Origin of the sequence: Vibrio echinoideorum, from assembly GCF_024347455.1 — a bacterium.
In the GTDB taxonomy this organism is placed as follows: domain Bacteria; phylum Pseudomonadota; class Gammaproteobacteria; order Enterobacterales; family Vibrionaceae; genus Vibrio; species Vibrio echinoideorum.
On sequence record NZ_AP025484.1, the window covers coordinates 1,214,837 to 1,240,155 of the forward strand.

At 40.8% G+C, this 25,319-nt stretch carries 23 protein-coding genes; 5 read left to right on the top strand and 18 right to left on the bottom strand.

The features are described from left to right. Positions 1-20: 20 nt before the first annotated feature. From OCV36_RS21580 to OCV36_RS21640, 13 genes are read right to left on the bottom strand one after another with little or no spacing between them, the layout of a single operon-like run. A complete protein-coding gene (locus OCV36_RS21580) occupies positions 21-587 on the bottom strand; it encodes an OmpA family protein (RefSeq protein ID WP_135455268.1) in 567 nt (188 codons plus the stop codon). 1 nt (position 588) lies between these two features. Continuing rightward, positions 589-1,905, bottom strand: coding sequence for a VWA domain-containing protein (locus OCV36_RS21585; RefSeq protein WP_135455270.1), 1,317 nt, complete (start codon positions 1,903-1,905; stop codon positions 589-591). A 1-nt stretch (position 1,906) separates the two neighbouring features. Beyond that, positions 1,907-2,491, bottom strand: a complete 585-nt coding sequence (tadF, locus tag OCV36_RS21590; protein WP_135455271.1) for a tight adherence pilus pseudopilin TadF — start codon at positions 2,489-2,491, stop codon at positions 1,907-1,909. Then, positions 2,481-3,017 (bottom strand): TadE/TadG family type IV pilus assembly protein, encoded by a 537-nt coding sequence (locus OCV36_RS21595; RefSeq protein ID WP_135455273.1) that lies wholly within the window; start codon positions 3,015-3,017, stop codon positions 2,481-2,483. Before OCV36_RS21595 ends, tadF begins: the two co-directional genes overlap by 11 nt. Continuing rightward, positions 3,014-4,141, bottom strand: a complete 1,128-nt coding sequence (locus tag OCV36_RS21600; protein ID WP_167853015.1) for a tetratricopeptide repeat protein — start codon at positions 4,139-4,141, stop codon at positions 3,014-3,016. Before OCV36_RS21600 ends, OCV36_RS21595 begins: the two co-directional genes overlap by 4 nt. Beyond that, positions 4,141-5,007 carry a type II secretion system F family protein gene (locus OCV36_RS21605; protein WP_135455277.1) on the bottom strand — a complete coding sequence of 289 codons (867 nt, stop codon included), beginning with the start codon at positions 5,005-5,007 and terminating at the stop codon, positions 4,141-4,143. Before OCV36_RS21605 ends, OCV36_RS21600 begins: the two co-directional genes overlap by 1 nt. After that, a complete protein-coding gene (locus OCV36_RS21610) occupies positions 5,007-5,921 on the bottom strand; it encodes a type II secretion system F family protein (protein WP_135455279.1) in 915 nt (304 codons plus the stop codon). Before OCV36_RS21610 ends, OCV36_RS21605 begins: the two co-directional genes overlap by 1 nt. Further along, on the bottom strand, positions 5,918-7,183 hold the full coding sequence (locus OCV36_RS21615; RefSeq protein WP_135455281.1) for a CpaF family protein: 1,266 nt from the start codon (positions 7,181-7,183) through the stop codon (positions 5,918-5,920). Before OCV36_RS21615 ends, OCV36_RS21610 begins: the two co-directional genes overlap by 4 nt. Continuing rightward, entirely contained in the window at positions 7,180-8,373 is a 1,194-nt protein-coding gene (locus OCV36_RS21620) for an AAA family ATPase (protein WP_135455283.1), read from the bottom strand. Before OCV36_RS21620 ends, OCV36_RS21615 begins: the two co-directional genes overlap by 4 nt. 2 nt (positions 8,374-8,375) lie before the next feature. Next, positions 8,376-8,837, bottom strand: a complete 462-nt coding sequence (locus OCV36_RS21625) for an ATPase (RefSeq protein ID WP_135455285.1) — start codon at positions 8,835-8,837, stop codon at positions 8,376-8,378. Further along, positions 8,837-10,162 (bottom strand): type II and III secretion system protein family protein, encoded by a 1,326-nt coding sequence (locus OCV36_RS21630; protein WP_135455287.1) that lies wholly within the window; start codon positions 10,160-10,162, stop codon positions 8,837-8,839. The genes OCV36_RS21625 and OCV36_RS21630 overlap by 1 nt, the downstream gene beginning before the upstream one ends. 1 nt (position 10,163) lies before the next feature. After that, positions 10,164-10,940: an RcpC/CpaB family pilus assembly protein gene (locus tag OCV36_RS21635; protein WP_135455289.1), complete on the bottom strand. Its 777-nt coding sequence runs from the start codon at positions 10,938-10,940 to the stop codon at positions 10,164-10,166. A 54-nt stretch (positions 10,941-10,994) separates the two neighbouring features. Beyond that, positions 10,995-11,207: a Flp family type IVb pilin gene (locus tag OCV36_RS21640; RefSeq protein ID WP_065104638.1), complete on the bottom strand. Its 213-nt coding sequence runs from the start codon at positions 11,205-11,207 to the stop codon at positions 10,995-10,997. Between the two features lie 209 nt (positions 11,208-11,416). Here OCV36_RS21640 and OCV36_RS21645 point away from each other — a divergent pair, with 209 nt between their 5' ends. After that, a complete protein-coding gene (locus OCV36_RS21645) occupies positions 11,417-11,875 on the top strand; it encodes an A24 family peptidase (RefSeq protein ID WP_135455291.1) in 459 nt (152 codons plus the stop codon). Here the strand turns inward: OCV36_RS21645 and OCV36_RS21650 are convergent, their stop codons facing one another. The 3 genes from OCV36_RS21650 to OCV36_RS21660 form a co-directional block, all read right to left on the bottom strand. Beyond that, a complete protein-coding gene (locus OCV36_RS21650) occupies positions 11,876-12,760 on the bottom strand; it encodes a LysR family transcriptional regulator (protein WP_135455293.1) in 885 nt (294 codons plus the stop codon). Between the two features lie 534 nt (positions 12,761-13,294). After that, positions 13,295-16,327, bottom strand: a complete 3,033-nt coding sequence (locus tag OCV36_RS21655) for a M6 family metalloprotease domain-containing protein (RefSeq protein ID WP_135455296.1) — start codon at positions 16,325-16,327, stop codon at positions 13,295-13,297. Between the two features lie 192 nt (positions 16,328-16,519). Next, a complete protein-coding gene (locus tag OCV36_RS21660) occupies positions 16,520-17,512 on the bottom strand; it encodes a sugar-binding transcriptional regulator (RefSeq protein WP_135455299.1) in 993 nt (330 codons plus the stop codon). A gap of 457 nt (positions 17,513-17,969) precedes the next feature. On the opposite strand from OCV36_RS21660, the gene tal reads away from it, so the two are divergent. Then, a complete protein-coding gene (gene tal / locus OCV36_RS21665) occupies positions 17,970-18,920 on the top strand; it encodes a transaldolase (protein WP_017075437.1) in 951 nt (316 codons plus the stop codon). A 90-nt stretch (positions 18,921-19,010) separates the two neighbouring features. Further along, positions 19,011-21,002 carry a transketolase gene (gene tkt / locus OCV36_RS21670; RefSeq protein WP_135455301.1) on the top strand — a complete coding sequence of 664 codons (1,992 nt, stop codon included), beginning with the start codon at positions 19,011-19,013 and terminating at the stop codon, positions 21,000-21,002. Between the two features lie 186 nt (positions 21,003-21,188). Here the strand turns inward: tkt and OCV36_RS21675 are convergent, their stop codons facing one another. Next, entirely contained in the window at positions 21,189-22,751 is a 1,563-nt protein-coding gene (locus OCV36_RS21675; protein WP_135455303.1) for a methyl-accepting chemotaxis protein, read from the bottom strand. A gap of 167 nt (positions 22,752-22,918) precedes the next feature. Beyond that, on the bottom strand, positions 22,919-23,383 hold the full coding sequence (locus OCV36_RS21680) for an Lrp/AsnC family transcriptional regulator (RefSeq protein WP_017074912.1): 465 nt from the start codon (positions 23,381-23,383) through the stop codon (positions 22,919-22,921). Between the two features lie 153 nt (positions 23,384-23,536). Between OCV36_RS21680 and OCV36_RS21685 the strand changes: the two genes are divergently transcribed. Beyond that, positions 23,537-24,502, top strand: a complete 966-nt coding sequence (locus OCV36_RS21685) for a hypothetical protein (protein WP_017074911.1) — start codon at positions 23,537-23,539, stop codon at positions 24,500-24,502. 464 nt (positions 24,503-24,966) lie between these two features. Further along, positions 24,967-25,293 carry a hypothetical protein gene (locus OCV36_RS21690; protein WP_135455304.1) on the top strand — a complete coding sequence of 109 codons (327 nt, stop codon included), beginning with the start codon at positions 24,967-24,969 and terminating at the stop codon, positions 25,291-25,293. The last annotated feature ends 26 nt before the right edge of the window (positions 25,294-25,319 follow it).

Genomic DNA, 25,319 nt, shown 5'->3' on the forward strand with positions numbered 1-25,319 from the left:
GACAACGACAACCAAGCCCATTACGACTTAACAGTGATCACAACTCGTCGGTTACAACCTGTTTCCTTGTTGTCTTCAACCTTACAAATTGGCGCGCTTTCACCATATGCATATTCAACAATGCGACTTCCTTGATGAAGATCTTTTTTCAAGTAGCTCGCCACTTGCCCAGCGCGTCGAGATGACAGGGCTTTGTTGTAATTTTTGCTGCCTAAGCTATCTGCATGGCCTTCAATGTAAATTTTGGCCTTATCACCAACTAAGCTAAGATACTGCCCTAGTACTTGTTTATGGCTTTCATCCAATTGGTACACATTAATTGGATAATTAAGTACCAAAGATTGCGTCGCTTTATCATAGAAACACACATCATCTTGAGCTGCGATTTGAATGACTTCACTTTCTCTATTGATCACCTCATTTTGAGGTTTCTCATCAAGCTCTATCAGCTTTCCAGTCACTTGTGTCGTCACAGTATGAGAAGACACCAACGTTTTCGACGTGACGTACTCGCCGACATTGCCCAAGCAGTTCGCATAGCCCAATGGAGACATTAGCATCGTAGATAAAATCACTAGGTATCTCATGTTAATCCTTTAGTTTTCCGGTTTCTTCATTAATCAAATTCAAAATGTACTTGTACACATCTTCACCATCTTTGGCGTGATAGATATTTTTCTTACCAAAGCAATCACCAAAGCCATCACTTTCTGCCACTTTATAGTTAATACCAATGACGCCCATCGTGACTTTCGTTTTCTCAGCTTCAGTTGGGGCATTACTTTGGAAGCGATTTTGTTTCGCTGAAATGGTTGATCGCAGCTTTTTACATAACCCCTGATCCACCAATTTCTGTAAATAAGTCTCGTCGTTGTCGCTACCATCTGATAACACAATAAACACTTGTTCAGGGTTAAGGTTGGTCGCCTTATTTGCTTCTTGTGCCGCTGCAATGATCCCGTTCCAAGAAGAGGTGCCTCCACCAGCTTCCAACTGAGCGCTCATCAACTGAGCTCGAAAGTTGTCATAGTCTTCAGTCAGTGGAATATCATAAAACTTGTAGTCATCATCAAAATCATTGTTTCGCTTATAAAGTCTCTCTACTTCATATCGACTCATTCCATACGATGGTTCGATGATCTCATTATACAAGGTTGGTTTATCAAACATTCGCCTAACCGTTGTCGCAGGAGAGTTCCGAGCGTAGTCATAAACGTATTTCTTTCGCCATGAAGCACGATAGCCATAAGCATTAAGTCTTACTATCTCATCAGATTGTTTAACATGGAGCGGGTTGTACCCGAGCAAGGCAATTCGGCTTTTTTCTTCCGTGTTAAACTCTTCAATATCATCGACGACTCGTTTAATGGTCTCTTTAACGACATCGAGCTTCATTTTACCGTTCTTCCACGAGTAACCCATAGAACCACTAAAGTCCCCGATAAAGTAGACATCAACAGGCTGAGGAAGATACTTACGCGTGACTGCTCGCCCACTCACCGAAAATTCCGGTTTTAAGTTCATCTCTTCGTACGCGATCCAAGACGTATATTTGGCAGTCGCACTGACCACAAAGTCACTAAACGGAGCAAGTTCACCACTGGCTTGAACACAACCATCTTTGTACTCACAACGGCTTGTAAACACCGCGACATCAACATCATCCGTATTATCAACAACATATCTATCGACTAAATAGCGTGCATACTTTACGTTCTTTTCTTCGTCCTCTTTAGGGCTTGCAATAAGTGCCAGGCTTGCAACCTCTGCCGCTTCTAATAACCGCGAGTGTGCTAACATTTGTTGCGACATCTGCATCGAGAACGCCATAAAAATAACCATCATTGGTAATAGACCAACGAACAAAATGCCAGCAACACCTCGGTTTTTCTTTATCGATTTCACCTTAAACCCTCGCAAATGAATAAGATGTACTCACAAGGCGAAAAACCTCTCCGTTAGCGATACCAATCAAATTAGTCGGGATTTCATAACAGAGAGAAACCTGATACATAGGTAACCTGCGGCCTCGTGATGTCAGAGGGAGTATTTCTATCGCTTTTTCTTTGGTGACATCAGTCATGTCTGGAAAATCACATCCGTGTATGCTCCCTTTGGTCAGAGTCTTTTGAACCCTTCGGTAATTCACTTTCCCTCCAGATAAAGCCGTTTCTTCAAGTCTTATCTCGTCGATACGCATCCCAAATTTAGTTTTATCAAAGTTTGGAATCATTCGTTTCATCGAAGCAGAAGCAATCACAAACGCGTTGTGTTCTGTTTTTCGACAGTCACCCGCACAAATATCCATATTGGCATTAAACAATTGTTTTCGTTCGGCAAAGATCGTGGTCAATGAATAGGAAGCTCTGTCGAGTTGTCCTTTTTTATTGATGGCCAACATATGATTTACTACGACGACAAAAATGCCTGATGCAAAGACCAATACCATCGCCAACTCAACTGCAAATGCACCTTTTTGTTTAGTTTGCACAACCCGCTCCCTGACCAATTTTGAAAGAGCATCTTTCATATTCTTGAATAGTGATAATTTCCCGCTTGATAGGCATGTCTGGGAACCATATGGAGACAATCGGATCATAGGTGTATTCCAAAGCGTAAACAGCCAATGCCATATCTTCCGGTTCATCTTTCTTATCTGGACACTTATCTGCAGAAGCATAAGTATCCGTGCATTTCAGAAAGCCTTCGTAATCTCGAAAATAGTTAACATGGATGATCACACTCCCCTCTTTGACTACGTTGCTCCACAAAGAGCCGCCCGCTTTGTCCAACTCGTCTTTGATCATTTGGCCGTAGTTAATGGAGTTACTACTGCTCGAGTCGCCCGCTTTTTTTGTTCGCATCACCGCTGTCGTTAATGCGTGATCAGTCATGCTCATTGAGAAGGTCAAAATACATATTTCAACCCAGCCAAAGACAATAGCCAGAAAGATCGGAATACCCATGGCAACTTCAACCGTCAACGACCCCTTTTGCTTTCGTTTAAACGATCTCATAGTCGGACATACCTTTTCTTGGTGTAATCAACAACGAATGCCCCCTTAATATCGATACTATTTAAGAACGCTTTCGCTTCATCTAAGTCATTAAAATCACCAATGCAATAGCGCTTCCACAATCCATGTGTATACGAATAAACAGAGCCATAATTTGTTTTTAAGTAATTCAAAAAATCCGAAGGAATCGCCGTATACGTCGCCAACACTTGTACTCGATAAATAGGTTTCGCACCGGGTTTAAGTTTTCTTGGGTCAAGCACCGAACCATCAACACTGTGCCTAGAAGCTTGAAACTCTGCGGTCGTATCCAATTTACTGACTCGCGATGTCGGTGCTACAAAGCCACCTGAATTAACTTGAGAACCAATAAACTGTTGTTCCATTTCTATCGTTGACTGTGTCACGGCCTTCTTCCCTTTGCTTTTAGATATTGACCTCATTAATGCAGATAGCTGCTTGTGAGCCTGTTCATCACTATTCGAATGTTTCAGAACTTCCAATGCGATATCCGGTCGCTGAGATTTAACCGAAGATAGAATCAAGTTAGAACTCACTCTCTGGTCGTTTGGATTCGACAGGTAAAGGTCATATAAAATGTCCGTTGCACCCAAGTAGTCAGACTGCATTATTTTCACAACGGCAATATTATTTCCAGCCTCTCTGTCTGAGGCTCCTTGTTTACGACTTTCCTCAAAATGTTCGATCGCTTGGGTAAATCGCTTTTGCTGAGCAAATATTTTCCCGGTTAAAAGTTGATACTCATACTCTTCGCCACCTTCATCCCGATACTTATTCAGTTCTTCCAGTGCTTTTTCAAAATTATTTTTTTGATAATAAAGCCTTGCATTAGTTAAAATATATTCAGGTTCATCAAGATCATTATCATTGTAAGTGCTGCGATACAGCTCAGCAGACTTGATATCTTTTAGGTCTAAATACAAATTAACCAATTTAACTTTATATTCAGGTTCCGATTGTATATTTGCCTTATAAAATTCAATGAGTTTCTGTGAATCACCCGATCCTAAAAGCAGTTGTTCTTTGGTATTAAGCTGGTTATTAACCGTTGCACAACCCGAAAAAAAAACCAAAAAAATAATGACTAATATATACTTCCTTATCACATCAACATCCTTAAAATACCAGGGGCAGCAATTAGAACAACGATTGGAACCATGATGAAAGCGATAAGCGGTATTGACATTTTTGCCCCCATCTTTCCAATCCGTTCTTCCAAATCCATCATATTTAGCTCTCGAATATCGGTAGCTAAGGTCGATAATACGGGACCAACAGATGAACCAAATTGAAGGCTCTGTACCATGGTCATGACGAAACTTTGAGATTCACTGGTAGGTACCAGTTCGTAAAATTCTTCTAATGCCTTTTCAAGGCCAACTAAGCGAGAGCGTTCGACTGTCACTCTCACAACATGGGCAAGGTTACTGTCTACGGAATGAAGTTCTTTTGCTAAGTACTCCAAGCTAGACTCAAGAGTCATTCCGGTATGAACACAGACATTCATTAGATCGAGTAAAAAGGGTAACCGTGAACTTATGTGCTTGATGTTAGATTTACCTCGAGCAGACACATAAGAATCAGGAGCGATGATAAATGCTAAGAGAGCCGCCATTAGATACAACAGAGCAAATATTACTTCCATTTCTCCGCTATAAAAATCAAAGCCAATCAATGCTAAGCAAACACAAAAAGGAACGATTTTTAGTAAATAATAAGCATCAGCAAGAAAGTCACTGTAAAAGCCCGCTGCGACCAATTTTCGTTTTGTTTCATGCTTATTAAAACTAATCCTAGACAAGATAGCCTTGAATAAATCTGCTCTTTTCTTCTCTTCACGTGTCGAACCGATTATTTTTCGAGTCTCTATATCCGCTCTCGTATTATCCCAAAACCGTAAACAATACGTTGCTAGGACTATCGATATAATGAATATTACGCTCCAAATAATAGCGGTTTTAAAGTCCATTAATTCACACCTCGCAAAATCAACCAAATGCAAAAGAACCCTACTAACTCACTGACTAATACATAATAAAAAATAGGTTGGCCAGCTTCTTCAAACATAACGAAACTGTAGTTTTCAGGGCTCGTAAACTTCAAAATAATAAGAAAAATCACAGGTAAACAGGCAATTATCTTTGCCGAAGCACGAGCTTCTGAGGTCAATGCATTTTTCTTTTTCTCCACCGATCTTGAATCAAACATCAGTCGGTTGATTTTATTTATTACATCTTTAAGCTGACCGCCTCGCGCGAGGTTGATTCTTATCGTTGAAGCAAAGAAAAAGTATTCTAAATATGGGAATGTATTGCTACTGCGCTCAAGAACATCATCGGGGTCTTCACCAATAAGTAAACGTTCAGCCATGAATTTAAATTCTTTACCAACCTCATTATCGAGTTGCTTACCTACATATTCAAACGCATGGATGATGCTCTGACCCGAAGAGATTGCACCACTCAGAATGTTCAAAGCATCGGGAAAGTTAGTTTTAAAACGATCCATCTGTCTTTTCTTTAACTTTGTGTAGAAAACAAAGAACAGCATGGGTTCTGCAAGAACTAGACAGACAAGATAATCCTGACGTAAAAAGAACTCATTAATCGCATAAATTGCAGATGTCGTCACGGAGATAAATAGAATCATCTTCAAAGACATATTAGGTTGAAACACCTTGATGGTCTTCTTGTAACTTTTCCTCAACCGGGCTTTGTAGCTCTCTTCAAACTGCTGTGAATCAATAACAGAACGAACCCCTTTAACCCCTTCGAAGTCAGCTTCCATCTCAATTAAGTTGCTCAATTTTTTATTTTGACGAGAGCGATGGATAACGAAATAAAGTAGCAAAGCGCTCCATGACGCAATCAGTACTAAGGTCATGTAAATATCTCCCTTACTGCTTGTTCTAAACCAAAGAATTTTGCGCGTTCATAAATCACAGAGCGGGTAGATAAGCCGGGCGTTCTAAACTCGCCTTCCATTTTTCCATCTTTGAAGTTTGAAGTGGCTTCGTAGCGAAATATGTCTTCCATCACCACGCTATCCCCTTCCATGCCAATGATCTCAGAGATGTACATCACCTTACGACTACCATCATGGAGACGCTTTACTTGAACGATAAGGTCGACTGCACTGACGATAGTTCGGCGTATTGCAGATATAGGCAGACTGGCTGTCGCCATCATCACCATGCTCTCAGTACGAGCAATGGCATCACGCGGTGTATTGGCGTGAAGTGTCGACATAGAGCCATCATGCCCTGTATTCATTGCTTGAAGCATTTCAAAGGCTTCACCGCCACGACATTCACCAACGATGATTCTATCTGGCCTCATACGAAGCGCATTAATTACGAGATCACGAGCGGTAATCTCCCCAGTTCCTTCAACGCTGGCTTGACGAGTTTCAAGCCTAACTATATGAGGTTTTTGAAGCTGTAGCTCCGCAGCATCTTCAATGGTAACAATACGTTCAGTTTCACCAATGAACCCAGACAAGGCATTCAACAATGTTGTTTTACCCGAACCGGTACCACCAGAGATCAATATGTTGCATTTGCAGTGACTCGCTATAGACAATAGCTTTGCCATTTCCACAGACATGGCACCAAATTCAGCTAGATTCTCAAGCTTAATTTTTTGTTCTTTAAACTTACGAATAGAGATAGATGTGCCATCTATAGCAAGCGGTGGTATCACGATATTGACACGACTGCCATCCATCAAACGAGCATCACAAAGTGGCTTTGACTCATCGATACGACGACCTACATTTGAGGCGATTCGTTTAGCAATGGTATTCAGTTGTTTCTCGTTAACAAATTGAATGGGCGACTGCTCAATCTTGCCATTGATTTCAATGAATATATCGGAAGGCCCATTGATCATGATATCCGATATGTCATCGTTATCGACCAAGGCTTGCAGCGGCCCTAGGCCTTTCAACTCATCGAGCAATGCTTTGACCAAGTCAACGCGCTTAAGAGAACTGACTTGCAGTTGCTTCTTGTCGATCAATATATTGACTGAATCTTTAAGCTGTTCTTCTAGCTCTTGATTACTGATTTCAACAAGTGTTGCGGCGTCCAAAGCATCGAAGATTTCATCTCGAAGCTGAATGTAAATTTCTTTTAATTGATTCATTTTCTAAACAAACTGAAGCGTGATTTAGTTTTAATTTTCTTGCCAGTTAGCGCGGCAACCATGCTCAGAACTGCTGTTGAAGATTTAGACTTAAGCAGCTCATTGATACCTTGTTGTACCACTAATTTTTCTAAGGAAGGCTCATACATGAAATCAATGCTATCTTTGGCTTTAATCCTTTCTTTAGCACTCGCTAACGTCACCATAAAGTCCTTAGCAGGCCTGTTAAGATTGAAGATTATTTGATGTTCAGATTTACCCATCTTCTTCTTCAACGAGTTATATGAACGTAGTGAAGACACTGAGGGCTCACAAACAATAAAGATACGGTGATATTTGTCTGATAACTCCTGGTCATGCATTTCTTCGTAACAAGATAAGGGAGCCGAATCGATAATAAAGTTATATTGATCAATAAGTTGATTAGAAAGGTTGTACAGTGTAGATGCATGATCTGATAGACAAGCGACATTCCTTTCCAAAACCAAGTAATCAAGCTTCTCTTTCACACCATGTACATACGTTTTGGCAATTGCACTGTCAATATCAATCTGGTTTAAATCGATACTGTTATGCTTGGCTTTCAAGCCTTTTACGCCAATGTAGATGTCACTATTCAAAGCTCCTGAATCGTGATCCACTAAGAGTGTCTTTAAATTTGCTTGCTCTGCTAAGGAGTGAGCTAAAACGGAACTTACGCAAGATACTCCAACCCCGCCTTTGGTTCCTAAAACTAATATACGCTTTGCTACACGCGTTTTTTTAACGGCAGCATCGCCTTCTTGCGTTGCCTTCAGCGCCGCAAGTAACGCATCAAGCTCCGAATCCCATAAAACATAGGTGGCACCTAAAGCATGAACTTGGTTACGAAGTTTTATAGAGTCAACATCGCATAGCACAAGCAAAGATATATTCACATCCAAACGAATCGAAATTTCGGATACTTGTTCAATAACATTCGATGCGCTACGAAGGTCAAGTACAACATGGTTAAGCTGAATGTTTGATTGATTCCAAACACCATCTAAATCAATGTCAGTCACTTCAAGTGGCTTGGGAAACCCTTCAATAGCGTACAAATCATTGATCGATTCAGTTAAAGCGCTATCGTCTGAAACAACGAGATCGGTAGCTTGAACTGTCGATTTCATTTTGGAAGACGAGTTCCGAAATAGGATATCTAGATCCATAACTATTTAGCCTTCTTAATCGGGTTAACCAAGCTAATATTGCGGTTATGTTCGACGCTACAACCAAATTGATAATCTTCTCTTTGCGAGAACATCATCACTCCACAATCACTGCTTTTAATACGGACATATCGCCCTATTATCAGGATATTCTTTTCTTGATTTTGATCAGCGAGCTCAACTTTATATCTGTCTTTAGCAATAGATTCTGACTTAAATCTATCTCTTAGCTTCGCGACAAATTCACTCGCATCAGGCTTATATTTGACCACAAACGTTGCCTTTGTCTCTCTCGAATTAACATCTCGGATAAAAGCAACGGAGCGAGACATTGAATCCTCTCCGGTAGTCATATCAAATTCAAAGCGTTCCTCTAGCTGCTCTATAACACTAGAGTTCGTAGTATCAACGTGAGAACAAGCAGAAGTAATTAAAGCTATTAAGGTAATAATGATCCATCTCATCAATTGAACCCTCCTTGATTGATCGTGTTTTCTAGATCCGGTTCATCCAGTCCCGAGAGGTCAATTCGAAGTAGTCGCTCTAGATCACTGGTACGTCTAAAACTTGGTAACTTAACTTGCTCTTGCTCGACGGGATCAACCAGATTCACAGTCGCTACGATGATCAATTCCGTTTTAGAGCGGTTTGTGGAAGTGTGACTAAATAGCGCACCTAATATTGGGATGTCCCCCAAAATTGGAATCTTGGTTAACGATTCACGCTCTTCTGAGGTAAGTAGCCCTGCTAGGACAAAGCTTTGGCCGTCTTTTAAATGAACCGTCGTTTGAGCTCGTCGAGTTCGCAAAGAAGGCACTGAGATTAAGCCCGTTGTGGTTTTGTTTGATTCATCAATTGAGCTAACTTCAGGGATCAAGGTTAAGCGGATGTTTTCCGTGTCAGTAACCTTAGCAACCATGGCTAATTTAACGCCGTACTCTTTATAAGAAATGGTAATACCGTCTTCATCTCGCACCGCGATTGGGATTTCACCACCCGCTAGGAAACTAGCCTGTTCTCCCGAGATAACAGAAAGATTTGGCTCGGCTAGCACGCGACCAATTTTGTCATCACCACTTGCAGAGATAACAGAAACAATATCTTGAGCCGTAAAATCAAGGAGCTTATTAACAAAAGTACCCGGCTCGCCACTGTCGCTATAGGTAACACCTAACTCAGTAAGAAAAGAACTCGATACTTCAGCAACCGTCAGCTTGACATTAATCTGTTCAGTGGTGAGAACTTTTAAGTTATTAATGACTTGGTCGTAGTTGTACTTTGCCGTGTACTCTAGCTCGTCTACAGCTTCACCGTCTGCATCCTTTAATTCATAAGCTGCACGGCGACGATCTTTCTTCAGCATTTCTCCGACAAGTCGATTAATCTTTTGTTTGATCTCTTCACTACCGACAATGCCATCCAACACAACTTGGTCGCCAACATTGGAAACCACAACGTTTTCATCAGGAAATCGAGCAATGAGCGTTTGCTTGAGTAGTCTTAAGCTTTGATTGACTACCAATTCCGCATTGTAGATTTCGTTTCCACCGCGATCGTAAACAATTACCGAGGTCGTACCTTGGCCAACGCCGTAAACCACAACCTTGTTCTCATCGATAATTTTGTAGTCAGCTATTTCTTGATTCGCCACAAATACCGTTGATATCTGTCGCTTCAAATTAATGGTTTTCGCGGCGCCCTGATCCAAGTTCATTAATTCTGATGCGAGTAATGGACATGAAAGAATCCCGCACAATAGCAAAGCTATATTTTTGTTCCTTAAAATCATGTTATTCCTTACCACGTAATTCTCTGACACCAAACTGAGTTTCTAAAAGGTCACTACTGCGGATAGATAAATAGCGATTCTCGATTTCTGATGGAATAATATTCACATCACCGATTTTTTGAGCCATTTCGAGCTTCAAAACGCTGCGCATATTTAATGCAATAACTAGACTGTATTTTTTATCTTCGGCATCTTCAGAGTCAGTATCTTCACTGCCTTTTATTACCTGCAGCACGCGAGCTCCACTAATAATCACTCGACTAACTAGATCGCCAATGTCACCATATCCATTCTCAACTAGATTTGATTTTGATGAGGTTGTGGAAACGAAGCTCACTTTATCACCAGGAGTAAGGGTTGCGGTTTGTACGACTCCAATACCTGTTACTTCATAAAAATAAGGTAATTCACCATCATTTAATGACAGGTACATATAATCTCGGTCTCCAGGGTTAGAGATCATATCTTGTGTTAAGTAAGTACCTTCAGAGATGTCTTCCTTAAAGAGAGCACCAGGTTCAACAATAAGGTCATCTTCTAAGGTATAGTAGTAACCATCTAAGTCAGATATATGAATGAATTTCTTATCATAAGACTTAGGAATTATAGGTTGAGAACGTTTAATTTCTGTTTGAGCAACTAAAATACTGACTTTAGGTTCTTCTTTCTGCTGTACTTCCTGTGGTTCCTCGTCAGTTGAAATATAGTTAATATTAATATAGATCAGCGTTGAAAAAATAGAGAAAGCGACAAGAAGAAGAATGATCATTCTGTTCATATTAAGCCTAAAATAGGGGCAACAGCCCCTTTATATATTATTCTTAGTGGCTGATTATTTGCCTGTAGTAGCTGTAGTCAAGTTGGTAGTCACTTTAGTTAATGCACCAGTGATAGCATTTTTAAGCGCATCAGTTTGAAATGCAGCTAATACTAAAGCCGACATTACAACGGCAATAATTGCATATTCAACCGCAGTTACACCACGAACATCATCTTCGAACTTCATTTTAAGTTCGGCTAGTTTTGCTAAAGTTTTGTAATACATAATAATCCTATAAAAAGTATATTGACCATTGGTCTAATTGAAATTGCGAGTAAAATCTACCCGACAAACAAACATACATCCAATTAATAGTTATTATGACCGCATAACATAAACTTATTTTTATCGATATAAGCTATTTTTATAATGGTATAAGAATCCGAAATCAGATTTTCGTTGATATAGCTAACACTAACCGGCATTCTATATTTATGAATATAGATTTATTAACTTACACCACTTTAATATTTGTAAATTTTTTAATATCAATACACGTATGTTTTTTCGATGGTAAACATAGAAAGATACCAAATGACCTCAATAAAATAGCTTTAATATTTAGTATTCTCGTCGCGTTACATAACGGCCACTTGATGTCATCGTTACCCATAGCGGTTCTCTGCTTCGTGGTATTTTTTATACTTTGGTACCTAAGAGTGATCGGCGCTGGAGATGTGAAGTTACTTTGTGCTTTAATCATTGGCATACAGCCGGACCTAGTTGTAATAACATTGATTTATATAGGTTTTCTTGGAGGCTTTTTGGTTTTCACGATGTACATAGTTGGAAAAACAAGAGGAATACCTAGCTTTGCAAAAGGCATTCCTTACGGAATACCTATTGCTTTGAGCTGTTTCTTTTTTAGCACTATATCCATTCTGGCAAACTGATTACATAATATTGTGCTCTAACACAGGACGAGAGATATCACTAATTTGAAACAATTGTTGAATCTTATCTTTGATACCTAACGCCTCTAACTCTTGTGAAATCTCATCACTACACCAAACGTACATATTTACTTTTTGTCGTAATGGTATTGTCTTGCATTTATTGTGACGTATAGACCATTCAGGAAAAATAAGAATAGTACCATTTGTTTCCAATTCACTTTTTAGTAACTGGCATGAACTCGTTTTTATCCAACTCGTCACATGAGATGATTCAATATTGTAGTCATTAAGTAGCTCTTGAACATAAGACTTAGAGAGCGTATTGCAGAAAACAACACGCTGAGGATAGCATTCATATGGATCAAGTGCATTTGAGTGTGCGATAACATAATTAACAGTTTTTAATTGGTAAGACTTACCATTCTCTTCTGAAATCCTATCCATAGAAAAAATAAGATCATAGGGAGATGGATCTAATAGAGAAGATTTTGAAAAGCTGTTAATTGATAGATCTATATTATTTAGCAATCGAAATTCATTAATTACACGTTCAACCATCTCAAAACAAAATGATTCAGAAATTGCTATATTAAATTGATCTCGCAGTTCAACTTTTTCTAAATCTTCAAACAGCCTTTCGTACATCGACATTGTTTGGTCAGCATAATCAAGTAATACTTTCCCATGTTTAGTCAGTAAAAATCCTTCTTTTCTATCAAAAATACTTGCCCCGATCGTACTTTCAATTTTTTTAATATGCTGAGAAACCGCAGGCTGTGTCATAAATAGAGACTCAGCCGCTGCGGTGAAACTTTTGTGCTTAGCAACGTGTGAAAATGTTCTTAAATATTTGACGTCGATAGACCTGTTGACGTTTTTCATGGTGTAAACTACCCCGATGTTGCGTTCTTTTATTAATTATTCTTATTAAAAATCAGCGTAAAAGTAACAATAGTGTCATTCAGATACAAAAAAACATTATTTATATAGTCATAAATAATGTTTATATGCATCTAAATAAATAAATACATTTTTCGCACCAACAACTGATTCACAAATCCTTATGTGCTTTTACAAACAACATGTTTTGTGTGTAATTCAAGTACTAGAGTCCTTACACAACACCCCTTCCAGGTAAATTATAAACAACACAATTATAACCAAAACCTATGCATTCAGCACCTTAGAAATCCGTAAAAGCTTTGAAATTTATGTAAATAATCATCACTTATTGGGCTAAAGCTTAAAAATCATCCAAATGAACCATTGTCTGTTTTTGTGATCAAGGTAGCACGCAAATGAAACTAAACACCTATTAATGTAACTCTAGAATCAAAAATGCGACAGATCATTCTATTTGCCCAGTCAAATAATTTATGACCGGGCACATAAAAAGAGCTAATGAATATAGCTCTTCTATTCCACTTTATTTTGTCGCAGCTGTCGTAACCTGAAGAGTAAACACAGTATAAATAACACGGGTAATGAAGTACTTCCGCCAGAAGAATCACTTTGATTTAACGTCACCAAAGGTTCATTTGTAATATTCGGTAAAACTTCGATATCAAACGAACCAATCCACTCATCACCATCCTCCAATAAAACCTTATATTTAATACAGTCATATAAAGCTTGCTTGCGTTGAGCTGGCGCACGATAAACGATCTTACCTCCTTCAATATTTGCAATACCATTACGCGGAGGTTCTAAAATATTTAATTTTTGAAGTGTGCCTTTTATATTTGGGACTAAATCAACTTCGTCACCATACTCCACCTGTAATGATTCAGTACCCAGTAGCGAGGCTTGCTTTCTTCGCACATCAACCACTACAGACTGCCTTGTATACCCTCCTGACGAGTCCTTCACCAGAATAGAAAATTTGTATTGCTCACCTTCCAAAGCATCTTTAGGTATCGTCACTTTAAGAGCTTTAGATTGTGCTCCACCTAACAACAATCTTGGTCCTTGTACTTGAGACCACGTGATTTGGTGCTCCGAAGAATCGACATCGATAATATTGGTTACTGTGAATATTACGGTTTCACCAGGCTCAGACTTTGCGTCTAGCCGATCTAGAGTGAACTTCGGGGCATCATTCACTGGATTTATTTCAACGTCCACATGAGCAAAGTCCGTCTTATCCCCAACTCGACCTACCAAACGGTATGTAAAACTGTCACGACCAAACTGATCAGAAAATGGAAAGTAAGTGCCGTTTTTTATCGCCCCTTTGGTCGGCTTCTGCCCTAGTTCTACAACATAATTATTGGGCTTCGGTAAATTGATATCATTCGCCAACAGATCGAGCATAAAAGGGATGTCTTCATCGGTCGATATCCTATCGTCGACAACAATAGGTTTGTTTTGTGTCGGCAGTTCAAAAAGTACTGCAAAAGGGAAATTCTGGCCAAACCCTCGGCTCAAACCTCGAGTTTTGTAATCAGAAATGGTTCCCGAAAACTGTCTTTTTCTTTGTCCGTCTCCTAAATACGCATCTAAAAACTGTGTTGAGTATTCAGGAGTACCATTTTCAATCTCTAGGACAATTAACTTTGAGCCCAAGCCAAGTTTAATTTTCTCATCAAAAATGATTTGTCCACCACCTTGCTGAGCGATACCTCGCTGTAACAATCGAGCTGCCTTTTCATCAATAACAGCATTGCCGAATCTTGATTGATATGGATATTCCACCAAACGATAGAACATAGGCATCGCGACGCTCGTTGCTTTCGCATAAAAATGAATCCCCGCAATGTCTTGTTTGCCTTTAACTACATCAATGGAGAAGCCTAGAACGTTGGTATTTGAATTGTAGCGCGGATAAGTCCTTCCAAAAGAGGTTACCCAAGACGATTTATTGTTTGAGTTGGGCACGAATAAAGAGAAACTCGCTTTGGTATCATCACTGACAATATTGGTTATTGAGATATCCGTCTTTCTTCCTGCCGTAATCGTCGTTAAGGAGGGTTCGGACTCATCAGAAAGATTAGTAACCGATTCTCTACCTGGGAAAACATCACCATTGTCTCCAGATGAAAAGCCGCTCTCAAGTAAGCCCTCTCCATCGGCTTGGAAAACTTGCACTTGCATGGGACCCGTACTGTTGAATTGATTATCTATATTCACAGCTGTTATTAACAAGCCTTCTCCACGAAGTGCTTGGTCATAATTGTTTTTACGCCTATTTTCGACGTAAGCGCGAGGGCCAAACTGCTTTAGGTAGGGGTCAAGATGAATGACGCTTTCGCCTTTGATTGTGTCTATTTCGACACTGCCGTTATTAAAAAGTACTTTCGGCTTTAGAAACCCTGATGCCTCTTTGCTCCATGTCAACATGTTAACGGGAGTTTCGCCAGCATACTTATCACTTGGTTTACTTCCCCAGCTACCACCGCCCATGAGCCCCCAATGCCCAATGGAGCCATCATGTTTATAGGAATATAAATCCGGTAGCCCTAACATTAGATGTCCAAGCTCGTGAGCAATGACGCCCATTGTTGATTGATGGTCATCTTGATAGTCAGCGAATAGACAATAGGCACTGATTCGCTTCCCATCTATTTCGACAGTTTGATGAGAATACTTATGCGGCCAAATGGTTGGTGTTTTACGTGTACCGCTAGATTTATCGTTACCAGCAAACACAAACATAACTGATAGCTCTTGCGGGTCAATACTACCGTCATTGTTGTAGTCATATTTAGAAAGATTGAAATCAACATCTAATGCTTCATACGCTTTAGCGAAGGCGTTATTAAGTTTACTTTGGCAATTACTTTCAGACTTGGAATGACAATTAGGGTGCTCAATATCTAACGTAACATTGATAACTCCATCATTTTGCGTGCCTTCGTTTTCTTTGGCTGGAACAACTTTATAATTCCCGTAACTATTTTTTAGAAAATAATCTTGAACACTTTGTTGATTTTCACCAAATATTGTAGCCTGAAAATTATTCACTATCTTTTCGTTTGAAAAGCTGACTTGCACAACCAACAAAGGCTGCTCAGTGATTCGTTTTTTTGAAGCACTACTTAATAATGAACGTTGCTTTTGTATGGATGGAAATTTTTTATTGTTTGCAGCAGGTGAATCGTATGGTTCATTGATGTGTATTTGCTCTATTTTGAGATATTTAATGTTTGATTCACTTGGAATATCAACATCACTCGAAGCCAGAACACCAGTAGAGACAACACTTCCGGTCCCACCATCATTTTTTTCATATTTAGCAAAATACCACTGATTATCATGATGTTGGATATACAGATATCCATCACTATCTTGGTACCAAAACATATGTTGAGACCCCATCAGGCGCAGTTCCTTTGTACTGCCGTCAATAAAGGTCATCGTGTGCCAGATTGGAGCTGGTAAAATAGTAGCTTGTACAGAACAAACAACAAGTAACGTTGTAAGACATGTACAAATTAATTTTGTCCTCATTAGGATAATCCCGTTAGTCGAATTTTCTCAGAAAAAGAATAATTCATTCGTTAAATGAAACGAGACTCTATCAACGGGCATTTATATTCACCAATTAACTTTCTAACTAAACCTATAAATAATATTTATGTGCTAAATAATATCCTATTTAGTCCGTGTGCTTATTTAAATAGGATATTTACAAAAACTTAACTATTTAGATGCTTGCTTCATCTGCTCATCAAGGTTAAGTACCGTTAATGCATTGCTTACACTAGTCGCGATTACATCCACCACACCAGTTCTTAGTGCGCCTAATAGAGCGAGAGGTTTACTGTTCTCAGCGGCGATGGCAATAACATCAGCAATTGGACGAAACTCTTCCAAGGCCAAACCAATGACTCGGTCACTCATGACAGTATTTGCTGCTTTACCATGTACATCGAAAAAGTCATAACCCGCAAAATCACCTACGACACCTTGAAGTAACCTTGATTGCACAACCTCTCCTGCTGTAAACCAACCTAGGTCGACCATATAACTATTTTCACTCATGTCACCAATACCCACTAGAGCGACATCGGCTTTACGAGCGAGATCGAGCGTTTGCTTTACAGTGCTGTTTTCCATAAATGCAGTTTTTTGCGCTTTATTCTCTGCATAAGCAGGCGCGTACAAGGTTTCTGAAGAACCACCGTACTTTTTCGCTAACTGTCTGCATATATGGTCGGCGTTAAACATGCCGCCTCTTGGGTGAATGCCACCGATACCACACACAAACTTGCAATCACGCGGAGTGATCACGCCAGTATGGTGCGCCACTGACGATACATTGCGGCCTTGACCTACTGTTACCACCATGCCATTTTTCAATGTACTAGTCAGATAGTTAGAAACTAAACCTGCTACTTGAAGCCGCTGTTTTTCTTCATTTGGTTGGTCGAGTGCAACAAGTGCACGCTTAACACCAAAACGCTCGATTAGCCTTTGTTCGATTTTAGCACTGAATACAGGATGGTATTTCACTGTAATCTCAACAATGCCTTCATCTCGGGCTTGCTTGAGCATTCGACCAACCTTTGCACGAGAAATTGAGAACTTTTTCGAGATCTCTTCTTGAGTCGCACCATCTTGATAATAGGCAACCGCTACTTCAGTCAGGAGATCAGTGTTTTCTTCGGAAACATCTTGGATATTCTTACTCATATACCACTCAACCAATATTTAACAATTATTTTACCTGCTGTACTTCCTAATATAGGAGAGCTCAGTAAGTGATACACAAGCTTACACCCTGAACATATGTAACACCAAGGAACATTTGCGCACTGCAATGACCTTTATTTTATTGTAGGTTAATTGACCCCACTTTGTTCGTTAAACGTTTGCTTGCATACCCCATGATTACTAGAGCGAAATATATTTGACTGAAGTCACCATACCGCACTATTTACCGTTGACTTTAGTGCTAGATAGGATAAATATGGCTACATCATTTACTCATCGAGCGATCATATGTTCCGTGCAAATGTTCGTTCGGAGAAAAATTTAAATTAATGTAAGTTTGGCTCACTGGTACAACCATTGAGAACTTCATTAGTTAGCTTGCAAATGCCCACACCTCCCGTTAAAGAGGTGTTATGCGATACATAGGATGATCAAAATGAGCAATAAATTAGAGCAACTTCGTAAACTAACAACTGTTGTAGCTGACACTGGCGATATCGAAGCTATCAGCAAGTACACTCCTGAAGACGCAACAACTAACCCATCTCTAATTCTTAAAGCCGCTCAAATTGCTGAGTACGCGCCTCTAATCGATGCTTCTATCGAATACGCTAAAGCGCAAAGCGCTGATAAAGCACAACAAGTTCAAGACACTTGTGACATGCTTAACGTGAACATCGGTAAAGAAATCCTTAACGTTGTACCTGGCCGCATCTCTACTGAAGTAGATGCTCGTCTTTCTTACGACATGGAAGGCAGCGTTACTAAAGCTCGTCAACTTATCAAAATGTATAACGATGCGGGCATCACAAACGATCGTATCCTTATCAAACTGGCTTCTACTTGGGAAGGCATCCGTGCTGCTGAAATCCTAGAGAAAGAAGGCATCAACTGTAACCTAACGCTTCTATTCTCATTCGCTCAAGCTCGCGCTTGTGCTGAAGCTGGCGTGTTCCTAATCTCTCCTTTCGTTGGTCGCATCATGGACTGGTACAAAGCGAAAGAAGGCCGTGATTTTGAAGCTTCAGAAGATCCAGGCGTAATCTCTGTTTCAGAGATCTACAACTACTACAAAGAGCACGGCTACAAGACTGTTGTGATGGGTGCAAGCTTCCGTAATATCGGCGAGATCCTTGAACTTGCTGGTTGTGACCGTCTAACTATCGCTCCTCAACTTCTAGCAGACCTAGAAGCAGCTGAAGGCGAAGTAGTAGAAAAGCTAATCGACTCTAACGGTACTAAAGAGCGTCCTGCTGCAATGACTCACGCTGAGTTCCTATGGGATCACAACCAAGACCCAATGGCTGTAGAGAAGCTAGCTGAAGGCATCCGCAACTTCGCCGTTGACCAAGGCAAACTAGAAGACATGATCGCAGCTAAGCTGTAATCACTACCGAATAAATAAGAGGAACGAATTTCGTTCCTCTTTTACATCTATCCACGAATTTTTAATTTCGAATCAATTTTGGAAGCAATTATGAACCGCAAACATCTAGCTAACGCGATCCGTGCTCTAAGCATGGACGGCGTACAACAAGCAAACTCTGGTCACCCTGGCGCACCTATGGGCATGGCTGACATCGCTGAAGTACTTTGGCGCTCTCACCTAAACCACAACCCGTCAAACCCAGAGTGGGCTGACCGCGACCGTTTTATCCTGTCTAACGGCCACGGCTCTATGCTGATTTACTCTCTGCTTCACCTAGCAGGTTACGAGCTTTCAATTGAAGACCTTAAGAACTTCCGTCAACTGCACTCTAAGACTCCAGGTCACCCAGAGTACGGATACGCACCAGGCATCGAAACAACGACTGGTCCTCTAGGTCAAGGCATCACTAACGCTGTTGGTATGGCGATGGCTGAGAAAGCACTAGCGGCACAGTTCAATAAAGAAGGCCACGACATCGTAGACCACTACACTTATGCATTCATGGGTGATGGCTGTCTGATGGAAGGTATCTCTCACGAATCATGTTCTCTAGCGGGTACGCTAGGTCTTGATAAGCTAGTTGCTTTCTGGGATGACAACGGTATCTCTATCGATGGCGAAGTTGAAGGTTGGTTCTCTGACGATACACCTAAGCGTTTCGAAGCTTACGGCTGGCACGTAATCCCAGCAGTTGATGGTCACGATGCTGACGCTATCAACGCGGCTATTGAAGCGGCTAAAGCGGATCCTCGCCCTACTCTAATCTGTACTAAAACAGTGATTGGCTTTGGTTCTCCTAACAAAGCAGGTACGCACGACTGTCACGGTGCACCATTAGGCGCTGATGAAATCGCAGCAACTCGTAAGCAACTAGGTTGGGAGCACGGTCCTTTTGAAATTCCGTCGGAAGTTTACTCAGAGTGGGATGCGAAAGAAGCAGGCGCAGCTAAGGAAGCAGCGTGGAATGAGAAACTTGCAGCTTATGAAGCAGCATACCCTGAGTTGGCAGCTGAATTCAAACGCCGCGTAAATGGTGATCTACCCGCTGAGTGGGAAGAGAAAGCGTCGGCAATCATTGCTGATCTTCAAGCTAACCCAGCAAACATCGCATCACGTAAGGCATCTCAAAATGCTCTAGAAGCGTTCGGTGCTATGCTACCTGAATTTATGGGCGGCTCTGCTGATCTGGCACCTTCTAACCTGACTATGTGGTCTGGTTCTAAGTCGTTAACAGCTGAAGACTTCTCTGGTAACTACATCCACTACGGTGTACGTGAATTCGGTATGACGGCTATCATGAACGGTATCGCTTTGCACGGTGGTTTCGTACCATACGGCGCAACGTTCCTAATGTTCATGGAATACGCTCGTAACGCAATGCGTATGGCTGCTCTGATGAAAACTCAGAACATCCAAGTTTACACACATGACTCTATCGGTCTTGGCGAAGATGGTCCAACTCACCAACCGGTTGAGCAGGTCGCTTCTCTACGTCTGACTCCAAACATGAGCACATGGCGTCCATGTGACCAAGTTGAGTCTGCAGTTGCTTGGAAACTGGCAATTGAACGTAAAGATGGCCCTTCAGCGCTTATCTTCTCTCGTCAAAACCTAGCACAACAACCTCGTGATGCTGAGCAAGTAGCAAACATCGCGAAGGGTGGTTACATCCTGAAAGATTGTGAAGGCAAGCCAGAGCTTATCCTTATCGCGACAGGTTCTGAAGTTGAGTTAGCGGTTAGCGCTGCTGCTGAACTGACAGCTGAAGGCAAAAAAGTACGTGTAGTATCTATGCCTGCAACTGACGCTTTCGATAAGCAAGACGCTGAATACCGTGAGTCTGTGCTTCCAGCTGACGTAACAGCACGTATTGCTGTAGAAGCTGGCATCGCTGACTTCTGGTACAAGTACGTTGGTTTCGGTGGCAAGATCATCGGCATGACAACGTTCGGCGAATCTGCACCAGCAGGCGAGCTATTCAAGATGTTCGGTTTCACTACAGAAAACGTAGTAAACACAGCAAAAGAGCTTCTAGCTTAGTCTTGATTAAATTGTCTCCCCCTTAAATGGGTTGATGCATACTGAAAGCCCCGCCTGAAAATGCGGGGCTTTTTTGTATCTGTTGTCTGCTATTTGCTATTTGCTATTTGCTATTTGGGCTCATAAAAAAGCCCTGCTAATTTCGCAAGGCTTTCTCTTATTTCTCACTCGGCTTAAATTTAACGGCTATTTCTCTTCGAAACGCTTCGCCAATTGATAGAACTCATTCACTTGTTCTTTTAGCTCAGTAGAGTGGTTTTTCACGGAATGCGTTGCCACTAAGTTTTGCTCTGCAGTAGACGCGATAGACTGCATGTGCAGGTTTACATCACTCGATAGCTTACGCTGTTTATGTGCAGAGCTTTCGACAGACTGCATCAGCTCGTTCATCGATTGCATTAAAGTTTCTACTTCAGACAAGCGCTCTGCACTCACCTTCGCCACATCACCACACGCGTCGGTTTGCTCTCGATTGGCCAGGATATCCTTTTGCCAACCTTCAATCGTCGCTAACATGGTGTCGATACTCTCTTTGATCTGAACCGTAGCCTTTGACGTGCGACCCGACAACGCGCGTACTTCGTCGGCAACCACAGCAAAACCACGACCTTGTTCACCCGCTCTCGCCGCTTCTATCGCTGCATTCAACGCTAGCAAGTTGGTTTGTTCGGCGATTCCACCAATCTCTTCCATGATCTTGCTGACGCTTTGCGCTTGGTCGCTCAATTGGTAAGTCGTTTGAGTCGCCTTTTCGGCCTGAGAAGCTAAGCTTTCTAAATTTCGATGGGTTTGATTAATACTCTCTTTAGCGCCAGCACAAGTTTGCAAAGTCACATCAACAATCTGGTGTGCTTCTTCTGTACGAGAAGAGACCTCACTCGCGGTTGCTTCAACCTCTTCAGTTGCCTCACGCACTTGAAGAATGTCTTTTGTTTGTTGATCTAAGGCTTCTGAGACTTCAAATGAGGTGGTGTTGAGGTTATCGGCTAAGTCTTGGAGTGGCTTTGCAGAGTCGGTCATACGACCTAATACCGTACGAATTCGAGCAGACAGCAACTTCAAATGGAAATCAGCGATTGAGAACTTACTATTGCCTGAATAAACAAGTCGGCTGACACTATCAAACTTCGATTGAAGCATCTTCAACTGTAACGGTGTCTCAATCAGTTCTTGTCGGAAAAGCAATGCTAACGCAGATACCGGAAGCAGGCTTAACAACCATTGTGATGCCTGCCCTACTTCCACTAGATTTGAGACTAGAGGAGCTGCGAGAGACCCCAATAACACGGCATAACGAACGCTATCACTGACCTGTAACGACCATTGGCGACCTGACTTCTCGGCTTTCAATAAGCCTTGATATGCTTTGTCGGCGATTTTAACCCATTCGTTCTTAGGCTTAACACGAACCGACTGATAACCACTCACCTTGCCGCTCTCATAGATTGGAGTGACGTACGCATCGACCCAGTAATATCCACCAGATTTAGTTTTGTTTTTTACGATACCGCGCCACGCTTTACCTTGCTTCAGGCTGACCCACATATCGGCAAAAGCGGCTTTAGGCATATCACTATGCCTGACAACATTGTGGTGTTGTCCAAGCAACTCTTGTTGGCTGTATTCTGCGATGCGACAAAAAGCATCATTACTGTAAGTAATCACACCTTTAAGATCGGTAGTTGAGACAAGCTGTTCGTTTTCGCTTATAAGCGTTTCACGTGATTGAGAAGATGAACTGACAGTCATTTATACTAACTTTTGTTAATTATTATTTTAACCGAGGAATATATACAATTATTAAAGTTATGACAAAATGTGAACATCACATTTTGTGTAAATGCCTGCTATTTATACAAATTTAAGCTAGATACTTCACAGAGTTCGAACTCACCCTCAAAATTTAACAAGCAAGATCACTCATCTAAATTGACGGCTGTACTGAATTTCACCGTTCTCATAGAGACAGAAGTGTGAAACTTACGAATATTTAAGTCTTTGCGCAGTACGCGCTCAACAAAATCTTCATAGGCTTTAATGTCTTTTACAGTGACGATCAACATAAAGTCATAACTGCCTGAAATTTGATAGCATTGCGTGACTTCCGCCGCCTTCAAAATAGATCGACGGAAAATCTGGTAGATGTCTCCACGGTCACGCTCCATTTCTACGGATACGACTAACGTCATCGTGTTGCCCATCAGTTCAGGGTTGATGATAGAAACATCACCTACAATTACACCTTCGGCTCTCAACCTTTTGACTCGCTTTAAGCAAGCGGGAGGCGATAACCCAACCCGTTCCGCGAGCTCCAGGTTTGGGATTCGGTTGTTCTCTTGCAGTTCAACCAAGATGCTTCTATCTATACGGTCAATTTCCATAATTTCTCAAAACCTTAATTAAGCGACTTATAATTTTCAATATTAAGCTAAATAAAAAATTGTAGATAACTTTTACGCACTATTTTGAAATTAAAATCACAACAATCTGAGTAAGATATCTCTAAACAACACAATAAAAATATGGTCGTCACAATGAAATTAGCCTATCAATTTTTTAAAGAACTCCTTAAAGAGATTATCGATGTAACCTCAACTCTTTTCCGAATCATGATTCCTATTATCTTAGTAATCAAGGTCATCGAAGAACTTGGAGGCATCGTCATTCTCAGTGAATGGTTAAGCCCTGTCATGGAAACCGTGGGTTTACCGAAAGAAATGGGATTGGTCTGGGCAACAACCATACTCACCAACATCTATGCGGGGCTAATCATCCTGATCAATTCAGATGTCCCTCTCACTGTTGCTCAAGCTTCTGTGTTGGGTAGCATGATGTTGCTCGCCCACTCATTGCCAATTGAAGGCGCGATAGCAAAGAAAGCTGGAGTAAGTTGGTTAGCCACACTTTCAGTAAGAGTGGGTGGAAGTTTAATCTTGGCCTGGTTACTGAACCTCAGCTATCAATACGGGGATTTACTCAACTATCCTGCCACGGTACTTTGGCAACCAGAAGTATCAGCGGACTCTAGCTACCTTGGTTGGGCTATGGAACAACTCAAAAGCTTCGCAGTTATCTTCATGGTGATTTCAGTGCTGTTATTTTTACTCAAGATCTTAAAGCTTCTAGGCGTCGAAAAGCTCATGGCGATATTGTTGAAACCCTTCCTGAGATTATTGGGCATAAGCAGAGACGCGACTAACCTAACGATTATTGGCATCACGTTGGGTATTTCTTTTGGTGGCGGGCTTTTGATCAGCGAAGCAAAGCGAGGACATATCTCCGCAAGAGACGTGTTCACTGCCGTCATGCTGCTCAACCTACTCCACAGTTTGATTGAAGATACCCTATTGGTTATGTTGATTGGTGCTGACTTTTACACCATTTTTTGGGGGCGACTGATATTCTCAGTGCTTGTGGTTGCTTTGATATCAAACGTAATCAAGCGTATCGATCCTAAAGTATGTGAACGGTACTTCTATCGTGATGTCTCTCAATCATAAGCATCGTCACCAAATGACTAACTAAAATACAAACGAAAAGAGTCAAGCTCGGCTCTTTTTTACTACTTATTCGTTTATTTCAAAAAAACTCTGTTGTTGCGCACTTCTTACCTGAAAATAATTTAACCAGTGAATTTGCATTAATGTGTCATTATAAAATTCACTGTTAATTTTTTTGACCAGTCTACAGTTAGCATAAAATATAATGATAGATCCTCATACTTATTACTCTCTAGAGCAATAAACCATCAGCTCAACAACCGTATTAATTAACCAAACTATCACCTATTTATTCATTAAGCATCATTAAATAACTGATAGATAAATAATTAACCCTTCTTATTTGATATTAACTCTTAATGTTGAAACCGGAACGAATAATTGTTTGTGAAAATTAACCATTTGATTGGTTAATTTTATAAATATATTTTGTTACATAACCAAAACGGATGATTCTTATAACGATGTCTTACAAAACAATGACTTTAATGGTTCTATTTTTTTCCTCACTGTCACAGGCTTCCACTATCGAGAATGATGAACTGTTGCTGAAGTCATTGATTGAACGAGGCGTTATTTGTCCCAGCTTAACCTACGAGGACAATCAAGAAGCTTTACGTATCTATCTCAACGCGAAAAAAGTGAAGAGTACTCCGTTTGATTCAAAAAACGGAAAAGAGATAAAAGATACAGGCGAGTTATCAAATACAGACAAGATAACAAACAAGCATCAGGTAAATAAAACACCAAAAGAGTGTATTAAACCAAAATCGGACAACCGTTCCGAATAAGGCAAGTTGATATTGATATCGACATG

Excerpts from the sequence above, each read along its gene's own strand:
- OCV36_RS21580 (WP_135455268.1), bottom strand. The coding sequence starts at position 587 with ATGAGATACCTAGTGATTTTATCTACGATGCTAATGTCTCCATTGGGC.
- OCV36_RS21595 (WP_135455273.1), bottom strand. The coding sequence starts at position 3,017 with ATGAGATCGTTTAAACGAAAGCAAAAGGGGTCGTTGACGGTTGAAGTT.
- OCV36_RS21605 (WP_135455277.1), bottom strand. The coding sequence starts at position 5,007 with ATGGACTTTAAAACCGCTATTATTTGGAGCGTAATATTCATTATATCG.
- OCV36_RS21610 (WP_135455279.1), bottom strand. The coding sequence starts at position 5,921 with ATGACCTTAGTACTGATTGCGTCATGGAGCGCTTTGCTACTTTATTTC.
- OCV36_RS21615 (WP_135455281.1), bottom strand. The coding sequence starts at position 7,183 with ATGAATCAATTAAAAGAAATTTACATTCAGCTTCGAGATGAAATCTTC.
- OCV36_RS21620 (WP_135455283.1), bottom strand. The coding sequence starts at position 8,373 with ATGGATCTAGATATCCTATTTCGGAACTCGTCTTCCAAAATGAAATCG.
- OCV36_RS21625 (WP_135455285.1), bottom strand. The coding sequence starts at position 8,837 with ATGAGATGGATCATTATTACCTTAATAGCTTTAATTACTTCTGCTTGT.
- OCV36_RS21630 (WP_135455287.1), bottom strand. The coding sequence starts at position 10,162 with ATGATTTTAAGGAACAAAAATATAGCTTTGCTATTGTGCGGGATTCTT.
- OCV36_RS21635 (WP_135455289.1), bottom strand. The coding sequence starts at position 10,940 with ATGAACAGAATGATCATTCTTCTTCTTGTCGCTTTCTCTATTTTTTCA.
- OCV36_RS21640 (WP_065104638.1), bottom strand. The coding sequence starts at position 11,207 with ATGTATTACAAAACTTTAGCAAAACTAGCCGAACTTAAAATGAAGTTC.
- OCV36_RS21645 (WP_135455291.1), top strand. The coding sequence starts at position 11,417 with ATGAATATAGATTTATTAACTTACACCACTTTAATATTTGTAAATTTT.
- OCV36_RS21650 (WP_135455293.1), bottom strand. The coding sequence starts at position 12,760 with ATGAAAAACGTCAACAGGTCTATCGACGTCAAATATTTAAGAACATTT.
- OCV36_RS21655 (WP_135455296.1), bottom strand. The coding sequence starts at position 16,327 with ATGAGGACAAAATTAATTTGTACATGTCTTACAACGTTACTTGTTGTT.
- OCV36_RS21660 (WP_135455299.1), bottom strand. The coding sequence starts at position 17,512 with ATGAGTAAGAATATCCAAGATGTTTCCGAAGAAAACACTGATCTCCTG.
- tal (WP_017075437.1), top strand. The coding sequence starts at position 17,970 with ATGAGCAATAAATTAGAGCAACTTCGTAAACTAACAACTGTTGTAGCT.
- tkt (WP_135455301.1), top strand. The coding sequence starts at position 19,011 with ATGAACCGCAAACATCTAGCTAACGCGATCCGTGCTCTAAGCATGGAC.
- OCV36_RS21675 (WP_135455303.1), bottom strand. The coding sequence starts at position 22,751 with ATGACTGTCAGTTCATCTTCTCAATCACGTGAAACGCTTATAAGCGAA.
- OCV36_RS21680 (WP_017074912.1), bottom strand. The coding sequence starts at position 23,383 with ATGGAAATTGACCGTATAGATAGAAGCATCTTGGTTGAACTGCAAGAG.
- OCV36_RS21685 (WP_017074911.1), top strand. The coding sequence starts at position 23,537 with ATGAAATTAGCCTATCAATTTTTTAAAGAACTCCTTAAAGAGATTATC.
- OCV36_RS21690 (WP_135455304.1), top strand. The coding sequence starts at position 24,967 with ATGTCTTACAAAACAATGACTTTAATGGTTCTATTTTTTTCCTCACTG.